At 44.4% G+C, this 18,528-nt stretch carries 18 protein-coding genes; 8 read left to right on the top strand and 10 right to left on the bottom strand.

From position 1 onward, the window contains the following. The first annotated feature begins 71 nt into the window (after nucleotides 1-71). From FXV91_RS06640 to FXV91_RS06605, 8 genes are all read left to right on the top strand, one after another. Nucleotides 72-629: a flavin reductase family protein gene (locus FXV91_RS06640; RefSeq protein ID WP_229389656.1), complete on the top strand. Its 558-nt coding sequence runs from the start codon at nucleotides 72-74 to the stop codon at nucleotides 627-629. A gap of 123 nt (nucleotides 630-752) precedes the next feature. After that, nucleotides 753-1,328, top strand: coding sequence for a flavodoxin family protein (locus FXV91_RS06635; protein ID WP_229389654.1), 576 nt, complete (start codon nucleotides 753-755; stop codon nucleotides 1,326-1,328). Between the two features lie 348 nt (nucleotides 1,329-1,676). After that, a complete protein-coding gene (locus FXV91_RS06630; RefSeq protein ID WP_229389653.1) occupies nucleotides 1,677-2,318 on the top strand; it encodes an NAD(P)H-dependent oxidoreductase in 642 nt (213 codons plus the stop codon). A gap of 171 nt (nucleotides 2,319-2,489) precedes the next feature. Further along, the gene (gene modA, locus FXV91_RS06625) at nucleotides 2,490-3,308 is read left to right on the top strand and encodes a molybdate ABC transporter substrate-binding protein (protein WP_229389651.1); all 819 of its coding nucleotides are present in this window, start codon (nucleotides 2,490-2,492) and stop codon (nucleotides 3,306-3,308) included. Continuing rightward, nucleotides 3,296-4,102, top strand: a complete 807-nt coding sequence (locus FXV91_RS06620; protein ID WP_229389649.1) for an ABC transporter permease — start codon at nucleotides 3,296-3,298, stop codon at nucleotides 4,100-4,102. Before modA ends, FXV91_RS06620 begins: the two co-directional genes overlap by 13 nt. Continuing rightward, entirely contained in the window at nucleotides 4,099-5,160 is a 1,062-nt protein-coding gene (locus tag FXV91_RS06615) for an ATP-binding cassette domain-containing protein (RefSeq protein ID WP_229389647.1), read from the top strand. Before FXV91_RS06620 ends, FXV91_RS06615 begins: the two co-directional genes overlap by 4 nt. Nucleotides 5,161-5,336: 176 nt before the next feature. Then, nucleotides 5,337-6,128, top strand: a complete 792-nt coding sequence (locus tag FXV91_RS06610; RefSeq protein ID WP_229389645.1) for a nicotinate-nucleotide pyrophosphorylase — start codon at nucleotides 5,337-5,339, stop codon at nucleotides 6,126-6,128. Nucleotides 6,129-6,152: 24 nt separating this feature from the next. Beyond that, entirely contained in the window at nucleotides 6,153-6,992 is an 840-nt protein-coding gene (locus tag FXV91_RS06605; protein ID WP_229389643.1) for a DUF364 domain-containing protein, read from the top strand. Nucleotides 6,993-7,076: 84 nt separating this feature from the next. Here the strand turns inward: FXV91_RS06605 and FXV91_RS06600 are convergent, their stop codons facing one another. The 10 genes from FXV91_RS06600 to FXV91_RS06555 all read right to left on the bottom strand — a co-directional run bounded on the left by FXV91_RS06600 (nucleotide 7,077) and on the right by FXV91_RS06555 (nucleotide 17,559). Continuing rightward, a complete protein-coding gene (locus tag FXV91_RS06600) occupies nucleotides 7,077-8,039 on the bottom strand; it encodes a hypothetical protein (RefSeq protein WP_229389641.1) in 963 nt (320 codons plus the stop codon). Nucleotides 8,040-8,058: 19 nt separating this feature from the next. Beyond that, a complete protein-coding gene (locus FXV91_RS06595) occupies nucleotides 8,059-8,961 on the bottom strand; it encodes an IS5 family transposase (protein ID WP_229389639.1) in 903 nt (300 codons plus the stop codon). 369 nt (nucleotides 8,962-9,330) lie between these two features. After that, the gene (locus tag FXV91_RS06590) at nucleotides 9,331-10,080 is read right to left on the bottom strand and encodes an SIMPL domain-containing protein (protein ID WP_229389637.1); all 750 of its coding nucleotides are present in this window, start codon (nucleotides 10,078-10,080) and stop codon (nucleotides 9,331-9,333) included. A gap of 285 nt (nucleotides 10,081-10,365) precedes the next feature. Continuing rightward, entirely contained in the window at nucleotides 10,366-11,667 is a 1,302-nt protein-coding gene (locus FXV91_RS06585) for a formylmethanofuran dehydrogenase subunit B (RefSeq protein ID WP_229389635.1), read from the bottom strand. A gap of 2 nt (nucleotides 11,668-11,669) precedes the next feature. Then, a complete protein-coding gene (locus tag FXV91_RS06580; protein WP_229389633.1) occupies nucleotides 11,670-12,059 on the bottom strand; it encodes a molybdopterin dinucleotide binding domain-containing protein in 390 nt (129 codons plus the stop codon). 10 nt (nucleotides 12,060-12,069) lie between these two features. After that, entirely contained in the window at nucleotides 12,070-12,936 is an 867-nt protein-coding gene (locus FXV91_RS06575) for a formylmethanofuran dehydrogenase subunit C (RefSeq protein ID WP_229389631.1), read from the bottom strand. Nucleotides 12,937-12,940: 4 nt separating this feature from the next. Further along, nucleotides 12,941-14,695, bottom strand: coding sequence for a formylmethanofuran dehydrogenase subunit A (locus tag FXV91_RS06570; RefSeq protein WP_229389629.1), 1,755 nt, complete (start codon nucleotides 14,693-14,695; stop codon nucleotides 12,941-12,943). Between the two features lies 1 nt (nucleotide 14,696). After that, nucleotides 14,697-15,737 carry a 4Fe-4S binding protein gene (locus FXV91_RS06565; RefSeq protein ID WP_229389627.1) on the bottom strand — a complete coding sequence of 347 codons (1,041 nt, stop codon included), beginning with the start codon at nucleotides 15,735-15,737 and terminating at the stop codon, nucleotides 14,697-14,699. An 18-nt stretch (nucleotides 15,738-15,755) separates the two neighbouring features. Then, entirely contained in the window at nucleotides 15,756-16,367 is a 612-nt protein-coding gene (locus tag FXV91_RS06560) for an FmdE family protein (protein WP_229389783.1), read from the bottom strand. An 868-nt stretch (nucleotides 16,368-17,235) separates the two neighbouring features. Continuing rightward, nucleotides 17,236-17,559 carry a hypothetical protein gene (locus FXV91_RS06555; protein WP_229389625.1) on the bottom strand — a complete coding sequence of 108 codons (324 nt, stop codon included), beginning with the start codon at nucleotides 17,557-17,559 and terminating at the stop codon, nucleotides 17,236-17,238. Nucleotides 17,560-18,528 lie beyond the last annotated feature (969 nt).

Below are 18,528 nucleotides of genomic sequence, written 5' to 3'. Positions count from 1 at the left end.
GTCACATCAAACTCGATATCATCAAACCAGATAGAGACATGAATGTGTAAGCAGGCTGGGGGAAAGTACCCATGGCAGAGAAAGTCAGGATAAATAACAACGTATTCATCTATCCGATGCCTGTTACCCTCCTCGGGGCAAATGTGAAAGGAAAAGCTAATTTCATGGCCTTGGGCTGGGTAAGCCGTGTGAATGCAAACCCACCCATGCTTGGAGTGGGAGTCCACAAATCCCATTACACGCCACAGGGTATCATGGAGAACAGAAGCTTCAGCATAAATTTCCCTTATTCTGAAATGGTGGAAAAAACCGACTACTGTGGACTTGTCTCCGGAGAAAAGATTGACAAGTCAGGCCTGTTTAAAGTATTCTACGGGGAGCTCGAAACCGCTCCCATGATCAAAGATTGCACACTGAACCTTGAGTGCAGGCTTATCGAAACCCTGGAGTTTCCAACAAACTACTTCTTTGTGGGAGAAATTATTGCCGCTTATTCGGAAGAGCAGTATCTGACTCAGGGGAAGCCGGATATCAAAAAGATGGAACCCTGCTACTTACCATGCCGGATAACAGCTACTGGACCGTGGGGGATTACGGGGGAGAAGCCTGGAAAACAGGTAAAAGTCTGATTGACAAAAAAGGAACTGGAGAGGGTTAACCAGCTGAAAAGGATTAACCAGCTGAAAAGGATTAATTAACTGAAGGAATAAACTGAGAATAAATAATTAAAGATTGATAGGGGTAGAATAACAATGAAAGTCGTTGCATTTAACGGAAGCCCGCGGAAGGAAGGCAATACGGCTTCTCTCATAAAACACGCCCTTGCAGAGCTTGAAAAAGAGGGGATCGAAACCGAGACCGTGCAGATAGGGGGAAAGAGTATCCACGGTTGTATTGCCTGCTCAAAATGTTTTGAAAACAGAGACCACAGGTGTGTAATTGACAAAGACATCGTCAACGAATGCATTGAAAAAATGCTTGAAGCCGACGGCATAATCCTTGCCTCGCCTACATATTTCGCAGACCTGACGCCTGAGCTCAAAGCCCTTATAGACAGGGCAGGGTTTGTTGCCAAAGCCAATAGTGAAATGTTCAGGTACAAAGTTGGAGCTGCCGTCGTTGCAGTAAGGAGAGCCGGATCAGTCCATGTCTTTGATTCCATTAACCATTTCTTCACGATTTCCCAGATGATAATTCCCGGGTCCAGTTACTGGAACGTAGGAATAGGGCTTGCTGAGGGGGACGTTGAAAAAGACGAAGAAGGTATCCGGACCATGCAGGTCCTGGGCCAGAACATGGCGTGGCTTTTGAAAAAGATCAATTCATAACTCTTAGTTCAAGGTATAAAATTTAGTTTAAGATTTAATTAATAGTGTTCTCCGAAAAGCTGGTTTACGTTATCCGAAAGACTGTACACCTCATTTCAAATTTTCTTTTTAATGCGCCATATGCCGCCCAATCCCGCCTGCATACAGTAGACAAAAAAGAAAGTATCAACCGGGCTGGAATTCGTGATATAATAATATTAACCATCAACGGGAGAATGCATTTTTGGCTCGAAGCGTAATTTTTAACCATGAATATAATTTTGTGTATGTTTTTGTCTCAACGAGAGAGGCAGCTTTACTTATATATTAAGGGAAACGAATTTCATGGATAGAATTAGGGGGAATAAAATGAAAATTCTTTATGTTTATGCACACCCTGAGCCCAAATCCTTCAATGCTGCCCTGAAAGACACAGCTCTTGCTGCCCTGAAGGAAAAAGGCAACGAAGTAAGACTGTCAGACCTTTACGCGATGAACTTCAATCCCGTGCTCAATGCGGAAGACTTCACAGAACGAAAAAAGCCGGATGTTTTCAAGCCTTTCTTTGAAGCGATCCAGGCCTCCAAAACCGGGGCTTTTGCGCCTGACATTAAAGAGGAGATGGAAAAAGTAAAGTGGGCAGATCTCCTCGTCTTTCAGTTCCCTATTTACTTCACGTCCATGCCTGCAATCATGAAGGGCTGGATAGACAGGGTCCTGGCTCCGGGTTTTGGCTTCAACCCTATCACAAACAGCGCCTACGAAACCGGGCTCCTGAAAGGAAAATCTGCAATTCTTGCCACTACTACAGGGGCTTCAAAAGAATGGTATTCCGAAGGAGGGGCACATGGGGACCTTAACAGGCATCTTGAATCGGTTACTCACTGCGTCTTTGAGTATATGGGGATGAAGGTTCTGCCGTCCCATATTATCTACGAGGTGAGCAGCCTTTCAAAGGAAAAAGGGGCTGAAGAACTTGAGAAATATAGAAAGAGAATATTTGAACTTTAAATAAAAAGGAAAACGCCTGTTTTTATTTTTTGAGATTTCAGGAATGGAAAGCAGCCTGAATCTCATTCTACTTTTAAATAAAATCCGCACTGAATATTTTTGTAAAAAACTTTATTAACCGTTATGTATGTTCAGACATATCATTGAACTTCCATCTGAAGAGGTTTTTGAATGAAAAAAGTCTGCACATTCATAATTATCATGGTACTGGCAGTGGCTCTTGCCGGTTCAGGGTGTACTGAAAAAGGAGCATCTGCACCTGTTTTGAAAAACCAGGAAAAAGCATTTGAGGGGAGACATCTCACGGTTTGTTCCGGAGCGGGGCTGATAAAACCCATGAACGAATTGATTGAGAGCTTTGAAAACGAAACCGGAGCAGACGTAGAGGTCCGCTACGGAGGGAGCGCCGAAATCTTCGGAATCCTGACCTCAAAAGAGTGTGACATTTTTATCCCCGGAGATTACTACTACACCGGACAGGCTATGGACAGGAATTATGTTTTCAATGAAAGCGTGGAAAACCTGACCCTGCATGTTCCTGTAATTGCAGTTCCTGCGGGAAATCCCGAAAATATAAGCAAGCTCGAAGACCTGGCGAAACCCGGAGTAAAACTGGCTCTCGGAGACCCTAACGGGCCTGCAATAGGCCAGGTCTCGGAAACGATCTGTACACAGGCAGGCATCCTTCCCGAAGTCGAGAATAACACAATTGTCAGGACTGCGACCGTAAACCAGCTTCTCATTTACGTTGTATCCGAAGAGGTAGATGCGACAATTATCTGGGAAGACATGGCAAGCTGGGGTGAAGCCAGCGGAAAACTCGAAATTATCCCGATTCCTGAAGAACAGAATAAAATAAAGACCATACCCACAGCGGTTTCCGTATACACCGAAGACCCTGAACTGGCAGAGGTTTTTAACACTTACATTGCAGGAGAAGAGACAGAAGAGATCTGGGAAAAATGGGGCTTTGAGCCATGCAGCCCTTAAAATACGCCAGTATTAACCACTCCTGGTTCAGAAACCTAACTGTAGGTGTTACCTTCTTCTTCACTTTTTTGCTCTTCATAGCTGTAGGAGCTCTGCTCTTTGTCCTTAAACCCTCGGAAATTTTATCAGCCCTGCTTTCGGAAGAGATGTTCTATTCCATGAAGCTTTCCATGCTGACCTCTTCGGCTTCGACACTTTCTGTCATGTGCTTTTCAATCCCGACAGCCTATGCACTTTCGCGTTTTTCGTTTAAGGGGAAAAGCCTCATAAAGGCAATACTTGGGCTTCCGATGGCGTTCCCTGAACTGGTAATGGGCCTTGCACTCCTGCTCCTTTTCGGGCACGGTTTTCTTGGGCCTTACCTTGAGGCGGCAGGAATAAAGGTAACCTTCAGCAAGCTTGGAATAGTTGTTGCCCAGTTTTTTGTCGCCTTTCCTTACGCTGTAAGGGTCATCTACTCTACCTTCGAAGACATCAACCCGCGATACGAACAGGTCTCAAGGAGCTTCGGTTATGGAGAGTTCGAGACCTTCAGGCACGTAACTCTTCCGATGGCAAGAAGTGGGCTCTTTGCTTCGAGCGTAATTACCTTTGCCCGCTGCATAGGAGCTTTTGGGGCCGTGCTTGTGCTTGCAGGAGGCTCTTACATGAATACTGAAGTTCTGCCCGTGACCCTTTACCTTAACATCTCATACGGAAACCTGGAAATGGCAGTGACAAGCGGGATTTTACTCATGGGAATTGCTTTTCTTGCAATCCTCAGCTTCGAAAGGTTCGAAGGAGGAAGGCTGTGAGTTTCCTTGAGGTAAGGGGCCTCTGCCTTGACACTGGAGATTTCCAGCTCAGCGATATGGGACTTAAAGCCGAAAAAGGGGATTACCTGGCGCTGATAGGCCCCTCAGGCAGCGGAAAGTCCCTGCTTCTTGAAACCGTAATCGGATTTTACGGACCCGAGAAAGGCAGAATTATTCTGGAAGGAAAAGATATCACCGACCTTCCTCCCGATATGAGGCAGATCAGCATAGTGTACCAGGACCACATGCTTTTTCCCCACATGAACGTGTTTGAAAACATAGCGTATGCCCTCCGGAAAAAGATCAGGGATAAAAAGCAGATAGAGACCGAAGTAAAGCAGATTGCCGGAGTCCTCGGGATAAACGAACTGCTGCACAGGAAACCGGAAACCCTGAGCGGAGGAGAGAAACAGAGAGCAGCCCTTGCAAGGAGCCTGGTTGCCAGACCAAAGCTGCTCCTTCTGGACGAGCCCTTCAGCGCCCTTGATGCAAGAACAAGGGAAAAGCTCAGGAAGATGCTGAAAAAGGCAATTGCGGATTACAGCACCACTGTCCTGCACGTGACCCACGATTTCGAAGATCTCTGGACCTTGGCAAACCGGGTTGTAGTCATAAGAAAAGGGGAAGTTATGCAGGCAGGAGATCCGGAATCCGTTTTCAGGCGCCCTTCTCCGGATTTCGTGGCCGAGTTTCTGGGCACCAATGTGCTGAAAGGAAAGGTAAAGACGCTCGAAGGAAAACTGACGGTGATCGAAGCCGAAGGTCTGGAAATCTATTCAGCAGACCCGGCCGAACCAGGAGAAGAGGTCACGGTCTCCATCCGCCCTGAAGAAGTCATCCTTGCCAGAGGGGCTATGGAAAGTTCGGCCCGGAATACTTTGAGGGGAAGGGTTTCAGGAGTTTTCAAGAAGGAACACCTTTTCGTGGTCGAGCTGAAGATGGGAAGTGCAGAAATTAAAGCAATAATCACACCTACTTCATGTGAAATGCTTGATCTTGAACCAGGCAGAGAAATCTATGCCGTGTTCAAGGCTTCAAATGCCAGGATAATAAGGTAAATTTATAAAGTAAATTCGAAGCCGAAGTAAAGTTAACGCAGATCGGGAATAAGATTAACAGAACCAGAAGTGAAGTGAAGATGGACCGGGAGAAAAAAAATGATATGAAAAGCCGGCAGCAAAGGAAATAGAAACATAAAATAAGTGATATGTAAAGGAAATTTTTGAGGCAAAGCATGATAGACCTTTTTGAGCTTTACTTTTACGAAGATTGCCCCTATCAGGATGAAAGCGCGGAACTGCTCAAACTTGAAGGCAGAGGAAAAATGAGAATTATTTCAAGAGAAAACGGGACCTGTGCCTGCGCCGGGGAGCTGGCGGAATATTACGAACGAAAAGGCCTGAAAAACCTGAATTGCCTCGGAGACGGCATGACTTTCGAGCCAGGAGATGCAATTTTCGAAGCCGAAGGAGACCTCAAACTCCTGTTCAAACTCTGGAGGGTCTCCCAGACCTTTCTTTCCCTCATGTGTGCCATTGCCACAAAAACAGCCTCTATGGTAAGTGCGGGCCGAAAGGCAAACCCGGACATCATAATTGCAACAAGCCGAAAGACTCATCCCGGATCCCGCATGTTTGAGCTTAAAGCAGTCCGGGCAGGCGGAGGAGACATCCACAGAAATTCACTCAGCGACTCCATCCAGCTCAGCCAGAATCACCTGGAAGTTGCCGGGGACCTGAAAAAGCTCAGAGCCCTGAAAAAGATCGAAATCGAGCCCCGGTCGAGAGAAGAAGCGTTCAAATATGCCGAAATGTCGGATATTATGCTCCTTGACCATCTTTCCCCCGAGGAAATGCAGGGACTCGGACCTGAACTTAAGAAACTCAACCCGAAACTTGAACTTGCAGTGGGAGGAATCGAGGCAAAAAGGATCCCTGAATACGCCCCTCTTGTTGACATTATCGTTATAAGCGCCCCATACTATGCAAATCCTCTTGACTTTACAACAAAAATAGAAAGGCTGTAGGTGAGTAAAATAAAAGGTGGACTCATGCCAGAAAGCAAAAACTTACAGAAAACTGGGAAAAAAGAAGAAAACGAAATCCTGTCCGCCCTCGTAACTGCGCTCAAAAAGGACCTGGGTCCTGCCCTTGAAGAAATCGAGGTAGAAGACGTGAGAATAGGGCTCGCCTATACCGGGGTTCTGCTTTCCGAAAACTACGGAGGTGTCGCCTGCACCCCACTTTACGAGTTTTCCTGCTGCCCTGCCCTGGGTTTTACGGAGACCCTGAAAGGCAAAACTACGGATAAAGTGCTTGAACTTGCCCTGTCAGAAAATCCCCTTGAAGCAGCAGTCGGGATTGCAACCTTAAATGCGCTTTCCCACATGCTGCGGGACCTGGAACCCGAACATTTCCAGCGCTCCTACTCGGACATTCTGGACCTTATAATACCTGGGGATAGGGTTGCAATGGTAGGCTATTTCGGTCCTCTAGTCCCGAAAATCCTGAAAATAACCGAAAAACTCACAGTCCTTGAAAAACGTGAAATAGAATCTCCTAAAACCAGGACCCTGCCCTCGGAAAAAGCAAGAGAAATCCTCCCTGTATCGGATGTGATCATCCTCAGTGCAAGTACTCTCGCCAACAGGACCTTCGACGAACTCCTTTCCCTCCGGGGAGCAGCAAGGGAAGTTGTCCTTCTCGGCCCAAGCGCACCTCTCTACCCTGCCCCATTTTTCGAAAGAGGAATTACTGCAATAATGGGAACCCGAATTATTGATCCCTTTACAATGCTTACGGTGGTCAGCGAGGCTGGAGGAACAAAAAAGCTGCACCAGTACTGCGGAGAGAAGGTTGCGTTCAGAAGAAGCAAACAAAAAGAAAAATAAATCCGCTTGAGAGAAGAAAAAAGGTAGAAAAAGCCTGAAGAATCTTCAGAGGTTTCGGGCAAAATAAAGCTTTAAAAAAGAACGTTATGAACGCTTGAAAACCAGTACCGATAAAAGCCCTAAAATGACCATTATTGAAGTAAAGCCAGGCGTCTGGTATGTTGATGTTAGATTATCTGTGACCTCTTTGTCCTCATCAGGAGATTCTGCTAGGCCTTCTTCTTCAATCACATCTCCTCTCCACTCAAAAACTACTGGTGCTTCACTTACGCCTTCGTGTTCACAGTGGTCCTCGATTATTAGATAAATTTCATCAATAATAGAATCATTAACACTTTCTATAGATTTTGGGTCAAAAGCCACAAATATGTATCCCCTATAGATATAGCCATAACCAGTCAATGGTCCACCAGATGATTTCATGTAGGGCCGAAGTTCACTTCTGAAACTATGAATACACTCCCCTGCTGTCTCTTCCCATTCCACCTTTTCATAAGCGTCTGTAATTACAGGCATTGTTCCTCGAGTAGCTATGAACCCAGTCTCATTTTTAATTTCCTCAAAAATCTGAGGACCATAATCAGGTAATGGAAGATCCTCCTCATCCTGTGCCCACACAAAGACTATAGGAATTTCACTTATCCCTTCCTGCTTTTCACAGTACTCCTCAATTTTCTGATACATCTCGTTAATTCTGGAGTTATCTACTTCTCCCTTATAAGCAGAGCCCAGTTCGATTATTATTACATCACTAGCAGCAACACTTTTTATAGAACTGTCAAATTCGGAATACGATGGCCCAACTCGGTTAAGATTTAGCCAGCAATCTGTAATTGAATTTTTCCACTCTTGGTCGACTGTTTCTGGTATGTTTCCCCTGAATGCTATGAACAAGGGATCATTTGCAAATTCCTTTACAGAATCGGAGATTTCATCAGATTCAGAATCATTCAATTTACTATTATCTGCACTTGCAGAAACGCACAAAAAAACAGAAACAGAAATGATAAGCATCAGCCATTTACCAATATTCCTTCTTTTGAGCATTCAAATCAGACCACATTAGTTATTTTGGCTCTGTAGAAATCCTTAATTTGATGCAAATTATTTCTACAACTTTTTTGTTTATATTGTAGACTAACAGTTTAAGTTTTATTTCTTTTACTTGGTTGAAGTACTTTCTTGCCCTGAGCACTTCTCCAAACTTCCTTTTGACAACAGAGAACGTTGTTTCCACTATATTCCGTCTATTGTATTTGATTTTGTCAAAGCTTAAATGCAGCTTTTTTCTGTATTTTCCCTTTACTTTCTTCCTTTTTCTTTCTCTTAAAGGTATAATTGAGTCTGCTTTGATTTTTTCTCTAACTAGAGCATGAATTTTTTCAGAATCATATCCTTTATCCATCACATAACATTCTGATTTTCTTGTCCTATTTGATTGTCTTATCAGAGTATTTGCATGTTTGACGTCATGATCTGTTTTTTGACTGATTTTCCATCCCAATATCACTTTTTTATCTGTGTCTACTGCTATTGAAGTTTTCAGGAAGCTCCTTCGGAGCTTTCCTGTTCTTCGAGAGTAATAATAACTTGCATAAGAACTCGTAAACCCAGTTGCATCAATCGCAGTGATAGAAACAATTTCTCCATGTGAGTAAAATAGCTTTAGAACTTTTGACAAAATGAGATTAAACAGTAAAGAAGGAATTCGGGATACAAACTTTTGAAGTGTAGTGTAATGAGGAATCTTATCAAGGTCAAGTTTTTCCTTTATATCGTTCATGAGCTCGATAAGTTCTACAAAATCACGATAGTCCGTACTTATATACTCTTTCAATAAAACCAGAACAAGAAGCTGATGTTGAGTATAAACGTGTTTGGAATATTTGCAGGAGTAAAGGTTCAGTCTGGAAGACTGAACCGTCTCAAGACTAAGATCAACAAATTTAATATACTTATTTGATGACAATAGGGATTGCTCCTTCGTTTTTTGTGGGGACAAAAAATAAGGAGCAATTTTACAATTTAATTTTTATAAATTTTTGGGTAAAAGCAGAATTTAGAGGATTTCTACAGAGCCGTGAAATATAAATACACATCAGAACTCAACTATACAAATTTTTTAGATAATATACTGGCATAGCAGAAAATATTTTTTAAATTTTTAGATTTTTATAGTTACGTGCTTAAAAAGAGGATCTTTAAAGAATACTTTTTTCTGTCTACATTGGCTGCGGCTTTATAAAAAATTGACATAGGAAGTTGCAAACAACACCCGTTATCTGCAACTCCTGATTATTTGTATGCTCCAGCATTCAAACTACTTAGTCCAAATTTCTTATTCAATGTAGTACGTGACCTGTACTGACATTGAGACGGTAGACTCGCCCGGCTGAATAGGAGTGGAAACTGCTCCAGAAGCCTGTTCTGCTACTGCCATATCATATTCGTAGTATACTCTGGGACCACTGTTCTCACTTATAGATGAGGTTTGCACGCCAGTTATCTCAACACCCAGGCTCTTAGCAAGCGTAGAGGCTTTTGATGATGCATCAACGACCGCTTCATTCATTAGGTCTTCACGAAGCTGCTTTTGCATATCATCGGACACTGAGAAGGAAATGCTTCCAATCTCATTAGCTCCGGCGGCTGTGGACCTGTCAATGATCTCACTCAGCTTGTCGAGATTCGTGGTTGTGATCTGCACGCTGTTGGATGCAGAGTAACCTGTGATTGTTTGTTCTTTATCATAGTTGTATACAGGGTACACGGAAACATAGGATGTCTGCATTTCCCTGTCCTGCAATCCTATTGCTTTGAGTTCTGCTATTACAGCACTCATAAGGGCTGCATTTTCATCGGACGCTTCCTTTGCAGTTGCAGACTGGACTACAACACCTATTCTCAATGTTGCTGTGTCAGGGACAACCTTCTGTTCAGCATACCCACTCATGGAAATAGTACTTTCCGTATCCTTTTCGGATCCATTCTGTGAAATAGCGTATATTGTTGCTGACATCAGTACCAGAACAATTGATAGCGCAATGATACTGTAATAAGACTTATCATTTTTATTTTCCTGCGACACTTTCACCTACTCCCTTTCCAATGCTTTGTTAATTGTGATTCGGTCAATTCTAACAAGTTATAAATGTACATGCACATATTAAAGAATTGCTTAAACTTCAACTACGGTCGCAGTTATGATCATCACATAATATTGAAGGAAAAAATATACGTAAAGTGATAAAAAGAGGAAGGATTGAAAGATAAAAAAGGTGAGAGCTTTATATCACTCTCACGTCATCTGTTTGTTTTGTACTGTCCTTTAACTGAGAATCCTTTAACTGAGAATCTGTGAAACAGACTTAGCTTATTTCCTTGCTTTAATCTTTTCAAAGAGCTGCTTCAGTGTATCTTCGTTGCTCTTCGTAAACTCGAAGGGTGAAGTAGTAAAAGGTTCGAAGTGTACAGCCACGTCGTCGAGCCTGTAGAAAGTTCCGTCGCATTCCATGGCGTCAATGACTCCCGGGAGCACGATATCCGAAGCAGCTGTGGTCGGGCAGGGAGCAATATCCAGGCAGACCATGGGAATTTCGGCAAGATAAGAAGCGCAGTCCGCAGGGATGTGGCAGACAAGGTCAGCACACATTACAAAAGCTGCATCTACATCTTTCTCTCTCAGCACATCAACGGTTGTATATTCTCCCGGGTTATAACGCGGGTGTCCGCGTGTGAAGTCAAGCCCGAATGGATAGCCGTACATGTAGGAAGCAACCTGATTAAAGCCTGCTACATTGCAGTGACCTCGAAGAGCTCCGAGAGTGAACTTGGCATAGTTGTTCAGCTCCTTCACAAGGTTCATGGCAATTTCAGCGTTCCTGTGCTTTCCAATGGATGAGGAGAGCCCGAGCCCAACGGAGATGGCCCCGAAGTTGCAGTTCTTCATCATGTCAAGCATCTCTTCCATGACCTGGATAGGGACTCCTGTGATTTCTTCCACCGACGGGTGGGGAGTCTTCCCGTGGAGAAGGGTGAGAAGTGCACTTATCAGTTCATAATCCGAGCCGGGCTTGAGCTGCACGTGCAGGTCGGAAGCTTCGGTGGTAGGGGTCTTTCTTGGGTCTACAGTGATGACTGTCCTGTCAAAACGCCCGCGCTTGGTCCAGTAGCCCCTCGGGAAAACTCCGTACCTGGACATCTGCCTGGGCATGGATTCGAGAGGGTTGGTCCCCCAGTAGACTATGAGGTCACCTCTGTTTTTCTTCTGACCTTCGGTTGCACCGACTTTTCCAGACTCCTGGATTCCCATGGCTGTCGGGCCGTGGCAGATAGTAGCATTGGAGTCGACAATAGCACCAAGGTATTCCCCTATCTTGAGCCCTACTTCATGCGCTTCACAGGAGGTTTCGCTGCCCATAAAGAGGAGGGGGCGTTTTGCCGAAACAAGGATATCGGCAGTTTTTTCAAGAGCTTCGTCCCAGGCTGCATGGGTCAGTTTTCCTTCGACTTTTATAAGGGGCTGCCTGAGCCTGTGGGAACTTACAACCTCCTTGAACTTGGCGTTTCCCATTTTACATGCATTTTTAGCTTCAATCTTTCCGTCCCCGAATTCAACCTGGATGTCATCACAGGCTGCCCCACAGACCGGACAGACTATGTTTTTGTAAATCATACTCACTGTCCCCCGACATAAACTTTCAGCACTACATCTTCAGCGCTAAGAATCTCTTCTTCTGAGGGCTCAATGTTTACGGGAGCTCCTTTATAGAGGGGAGAACCCGTAGAAAGGGTATCAGGATCGATAATAACATTCGACCAGATAGCCCTAGGCATGAACACCTGCCCTGGCTGGACTGAGTCCGTACATTTCGTATAAACTATGATTGAATGTTTTCCGTTCCGGCTTGTTACTTTTACTTTATCAGGAGAACGGAGTAACGCGAAATCCGCAGGAGAAATCCAGCAGGACGCACACTCCATAGTGTATTCTTCAGTGAACTTGTCCCCGCCTTTGGCAAGCCTGCCTTCATCGATCGTACTTCCGGTAATGAGTATTACTTCCATGCTTTTCACCTCAGAGCTCCGGGTTTACATCTGCAACCACATAGAGAGCTCCTTTTGCCCGCTTGCTAATCGCGTAGTCCCCTGTGAATTTCTTGAATTCGCCAATTAGTTCAATATCGCCAGACCTGACCCTATTTTCCATAGATACAAATTCGAACCCCGGAGAGAAACGCTCTATTTTGCCCCCGATAACTATGGTTCCGCCTGCCATTTCTGTACCCACTCCGCGGAGAGCTCTGCCTTTTACAACAATGAGCCCGCCGTTCTGGCGGATCCCGCAGAAACCTTCAACATTGCCTTCCACAAGAATTTCCCCACCGTCCATGCCGCCTCCGAGCTGGTGCCTTGCAGAACCTTCGATAACGATACGTCCACCTTTCATGCCGTGCCACTTTCCTCTGTAAGCACAACCCACGTGGTCTCCGGCATTGCCTTTAATGTGCAAAAGCCCGCCCAGCATTTCCATGCCTGCCCAGGAATCGGCATCTCCGTAAACGACGATCTCGCCTCCTTTCATTCCTGTCCCGACATGCATGCCTGCAGAACCTTCGATCTCAATTTTTCCTGCACTCATGCCTTCCCCGATCCTTTTAACCCTCGTTGCATCACCTTTTATGCGGATCAGGGTCTCAGATGCAGAACTGCCTGCACTGCCTACGACTTCAAAGAAATCGGAAAGAGGATAGGTCTTTGGGCCCTGCCAGACGGATAGCTTTCCTATTTCTTCGGCACTTTTGCCTGCAAAGGAATCAGGAGTTATAACATCTGATTCCAGTTTAATGTCAATCGTTTTTTTAGGAATTAGCGTCACTTCTTCCATTTCTCCGGCACTTTTTCCGGCATCTGTCATTTTATGAGTAAGTACTCCCTCTGTCATCACTTCACCTCTCACCGTTAACCTGTATGGGAGTCGGGTTTGCCAGGTATTTTTCTGGAGTCGGATAGTTGGCAAAGCCAAGGGTGTAGTACCTGAACCACTCCTTCACGTCAGCCAGCATCTCTTTTTCCCGCTCGTTTTCGACATGCACTTCGGAATAGTAAGTCCGTTTCTCGGGCAGGGAAACAATCTCTCCTTTAACAGCCACGATTTCGCCGCCCTTCACGGTGTATTCTGCCTTTCTGAAGGTCCTGAGGAGAGCTTCGTAATTGTTTGCGTCAAGCTGCTGCGGGTTTATGTTATAGACTGTAACATCTCCGTCTGCACCCACGCCAAGAGAACCTTTTCTATGGACCATGCCAATCGTCTTTGCAGGGTTGGCCCTTGTCAGGACAGCAAGATCATAGAGGGAGAGCTCCCGGTTTACGCCTCCGAGTTCGCTCCGGTCATTTGCCCACTTGTGGCACTCACCGAAGGTCTGCTTTCTGAAAGCTTCGGACATGAGCCAGGTCATAACCTCAGGATATTTTGTGAACGGTCCGCCGTTGGGGCTATCTGTGGTCATTATGGTTTTCCAGGGGTCGTTGATGAGCAGGAGACATTCAAGCCCCATTGCCCACTGCAGGCTATGTACGGGGTTGGACTTGAGATAGGTAAAGGGAATGACACCTGAGCCGCATTCCATTTCAACGTCAGTGTTCGACCACTTGTTTCCCGTAAGAGTGTAAAGATCGTGGATAGCAGGCCCGTCTCCGGTCATAACTGTTGCTTCTCCGAAGGGAGTACATCCACTGTCGATTACCACATGATCCCTGTTGTTAATGTAGTCTGCAATGTCCTTAACACCGGATTCACAGTCCCCCCAGGTTGTGCCTGCAAAACTGTTGAACATCAGATGGGTAAGGTATACGGAACGGTCCCTTGAAGGGTCCATTTTGGTTTCTGCCCATTCCACGTTCATGTTCTGCTTTGTCTTTACCCCATCAGGGATTTTGAGGGAGTCCTTGGTAATCGTATAGCAGCCAGGGTGGCCAAGGTTGTTTGCGTGCAGGTGGACTGGCATTGGCATGCCCAGGGTTTCGTTGATCTCAGTAAGCCCTTTGATAGTCTCTCTTGGAGTAATCTCGAAATGGATGTTGGTCTCGTCAAGAGAACTAATGTTCTTGCCCCATGCCCAGTTTTCGACCCCAGCAGGATTGACGCATTTGATCCCGTAGGTCTTGTGGGTCTTCATCATCCAGGCGACATAAGCAGCAGCCTTTTCCATGTCCTCGTCCCTGAGGTAGCGCATCAAAAAGAAGTTGTTTCCAAGCACAAGGTACCCGCCCATATCCAGAAGGGGAGTTGCACGCATCTCTTCATGAGTGTGGCGGGCTTCAAGAGGAGGAACCGCAGCTTCGAAAACAGTTGTATAGCCCATTGCTGCGTAATCATACCCCTGTTTGTAGACCGAGGGGACGGTGTATCCTGAACCGGAATGGGTGAGTGAAGTTTTCTTAAGATTTGCTTTATAATGGTCTTCGGGACGCATCGACCTGCCGGCGTTAACCTTTGCGCCTGCAACGTGGGAATGGGAGTCAACCCCTCCTGGCATAACAGTCATGCCTGAGGCGTCAATAACCTTTGATGTTTTTATTTCGGCTGCAGAAAGCTCTTTTACGATTTTTCCGTCCCTAATGAAGACGTCCATAATCTCCCCGTTTATTTCATTGAGGGGGTCAAAGACATATCCGTTCTTGATTGCAATTGTTCCTGCCATTTTATTCCACCTCTTTTTTCACAAGCCGAATAGCATTAACAGGGCAGATAAGGGCACAGGTCCCATCTCCTCCGCAACGTTCCTGATTTACGACCGAAATTATCCCGTTCTTAACTCCAAGGATAGCTTTTTCGTCCATGTCATACAGGTAGCCTGCAGCAAGTTCGCGGTTATCGAGAGCGTTTACCGGACAGACAATTACACAGTTGCCGCAGCCAAGACAGGCAGCATCATCCGTTTCCAGGCGAGTGCGGAGCAGGGCTTCGGGGACAGGGGCTTCAAGCAGCTTTTTCTCAAGGGAGCCTTTTTTCTCCACTTCCGGTAAAATTGCGGTTTTTCTGACGTCAATAGCATCCACAGGACAGGCAACCGCACAGGCTCCACAGTAAATGCAGGCGTCGGGCCGGTGGGTTATCTTTTCAACCCTTTCCCCTGATTTTGCCTTTTTATTGAAAATGGCATTCGCAGGACAGACATCAATGCAGGTGTGGCAGGTCTGGCAGACATTCTCATCCCTGGACCAGCGCCCTTCAAAGGGCTTTTCCACGGAAATAGCGTTTACAGGGCATACTGCAGCACACCAGCCGCAGTGGACACAGCATTCGGTATCAATATGAGTCTTTCCGATAAGCTTCAGTTTTCCGTCCGTAGAAATCTCCCGGGTTACCTCAATACAACCCTGAGGGCAGATATCCTCACAGAGACCGCAGTGGACGCAGCTTTCGTTCACTGACGTTGGTCTCATGGCCTTTGAGATATAGGACATGTCTATGAGGGGTTTTCCTTCCTGCATCAATTCAAGAGCGCCTGTGGGACAGACTTTTGCACAGATCCCGCAGACAAGGCAGTCTTCACTCTTTGTCATTTCCAGAAAATCAGCATCCAGAAGCCCTCTAGCTACAGCTCCCACGGCCCCCACGGAAAGGGTACCTTTGGGGCATGCCTGTACGCAGGTCCCACAGCCAATGCATTTCGCAGGCCGATAGACCAGCTGCCGGTCTTTCTTCTCTGAAAAGACTGACAATCGCATCTCATCTTGCATTTTATTTACCTCTCAACGTTATTCTGTGCATCCGCCGCACAGCAGCTCATTATCGTGTTGGATGAACATTTCGCCGCACTTTTTGCAGCATTGTATCCGCTTTTTCTTCCTGACCGGAACTTCCAGGTCCACAGGTTTCCAGGAATACACCTTTTCCCCGGCTTCCAGAAGGATGGGCACAACCTCTTCATGGTGAAGCTTTTCAGTGTTCAAGTACCAGGCGTGGAGTTTAGGATAGTCCTTTGTTTTCTCAGAATCGAGGAGGATCCGAACACCTTTTATGCCGTTCACTCCTTCAGGCGCCTGTTTGTTTACCGTGACCGCCATTTTCCCCAGGTTATTGATTTTCAACCCATTGTTTCCTATGGTAGCTCCGGCAAGGATCTGGAAGGGGTCAGGCATGCAGCTTTTCGTTTCGCAGGTCACGTATATGCGCTCCCCGTCACGGACATCGAGCTCTCTTTTTGCAATATTGAGCATCTGGATGCCGATTAATGCCCCTGAGGTAAGGAAACCGTGAAAGGGGACGACCTTTTCAATCTGTGAAAGCAACTCAAGGTCCTTTACCTGTTTCAGAATTGTTTCCAGATTGTGTTTCTCTTGATCAGAATTTTTATGCAATGTGTTCACCGCCATGGGTTTCATCGTTATGTTTTATTAAACATAATGCTATTAAATGCAGTTGCAAACACGATCAAATGTCAGACAACAGTGATAATGGGAGGATTACATTATGTAAATTTCAACATAACGCAGAAGGATACACTGTATTTATAAGTAACTTTTTAGCAGAAAGTTATTGATTTGTGGTTTGATTCAGAGGGAGTTCCAGAGGGAGTTCCAGAGGGAGTTCCAGAGGGAGTTCCAGAGGGATTCAAAGGGTGAAATTCCAATTAAGGGATAGAAACCCCTCAAATGACAGGAGGCCGGAAAGAAACACCAGCCAGAACACTGCGACTTCCGGATATGTAAGACTCAACATATCTATTAAAACGGAAGACAGGATTATTATACTCAAAATATATAAACAAGTATTTTATAAAATTATCGATAGAGAAGGCATTTTTCCCCCCTAACCACCATAAAGTCCTGCCTGAAAAGATGTTTAAATATTTCATGGTAGCAGGATTCAAAAATATTAAAGAACTAGACCTGAAAGATATCATAAAACTTCAGAAAAAGAAGATGCCGTTACGGAAACGGATGGCCTATGACTGCAATTACCATTTGATCTGTGGAGAAAAATAAATCTAAAGGGAAAACTCCGTGAAAATTGAACAAACGGAGTTAAAGGGAGAGGAGTTTATATATAAATAGGACTTACGCACCTGAAATGAGGACAGGTAGCATGAAATGTCAAAGAGTCTAAATTACACTATGAGTTTAAATTACACTTTATGACATATCTTCGTGCTTCATTTTTGTTTCTCAGGCGCGTAAATCCTATCAAGAAACCATTTACTTTATAGCACCGGGCATAATATTATACAGTTGATTTTTAACGGCTGTTCATACAGTTATTATAGTTCACCTGCCATGCATGATTTCTGGTGGACCATTTCTTGTGCTTGGCTTCCCATTTCTGATATTTTCTCAGCCATTTGTTATAATTATTGAGCCAGTTCTGATATTCTTTGTCATTTTTCTTTTTGTTGCCCAATTTTTTCTTCTTTTCTTCTAATGTCTTCTTCTCTGCATTCAGGTTCAGTCTTTCTTTTTCTAAATCAGTCTTCTGTGCATCCAGCTGCGTTCTCTCATTGTTTAATGTCTGTAATTTCTGATCACTTGACTCTGCGCTTACTGACGTAGCTGTAAATGACATCACAAAAAAAATCAGTATAAACATACACGTGATCTTTTTTAGTCTGTCAAATATTAGTTTACCCATATGTCCTAATCCCCTAATTTTTGTTATGTTTAATATAATTTAGAGCGATTTTTATCTCTTAGGACTTAGATACCATGAGGTCAAAAAGATAGCATAGACAATTCTGTCACAAATACTATGATTTAGATTTTTTGGAGTCTCATGCTACTGTTTTCTTAGCTCAAAAGCATAAGTCCTGCTTTGCTCTAATGGTCTTCTCTAATTGTCCTGTCGACTATCCGCCGACTGACATTCCTGAAATTAGCGGGATTAAATAAAAGCATACTTATAAAAATACCGGGTTTTAATTCGGTGAATTTATAAAAGAAGCTTTATATAACATTTAATCCAGGATATGATTTCAAATAACATGATTAACCCTTATCGGAACCCTTAAGAGCCGTGTATTTGAACAGGAAAAATGAGCCAGAATTTAAAAAAGTAAATTTTAAAGTTCAGGACAAGAACTTAAATTCAGTATTAATTGCTCACTTAAGGCACAAAATCAAGTACAATCAACTTTGCAGGTCAAATCTCTTAATTCAACAGGTGATTATTAGTGCTATTGGTTTCTCATCCTTGTCGTACGAGCCAGATTTAAAAAAACTCAAAATAAGATCAATGAAGCTTTTTAGGATAAATTTATTTAAAAACTCTATATTAAAGAGGATTAAATAGTTGGATTAAGGGAAAAGGCGTTTCTTAAAGAGTAAATATTAAATTTGATCCGAAAACAGACCTGAAAAAGAAAGAATAACCTTATTTTCAAATATAGATACAGTATCGTTATCAGAAACAAGCAGAGTTTCCGACCAATACCCTTACATGAACCGATACAAAGTGAACAAGAACAAAGCTGAAGCTGGCATAATGCTTCACAATGGGTGTCCGACAATTAAACAGGGAATGAAAAAGGAGCCGGCT

Source organism: Methanosarcina sp. DH2, from assembly GCF_020804225.1.
Taxonomy (GTDB): Archaea; Halobacteriota; Methanosarcinia; order Methanosarcinales; family Methanosarcinaceae; genus Methanosarcina.
Note: the sequence above shows the minus strand (reverse complement) of the source record. Positions and strands in the feature narration are given on the sequence as shown.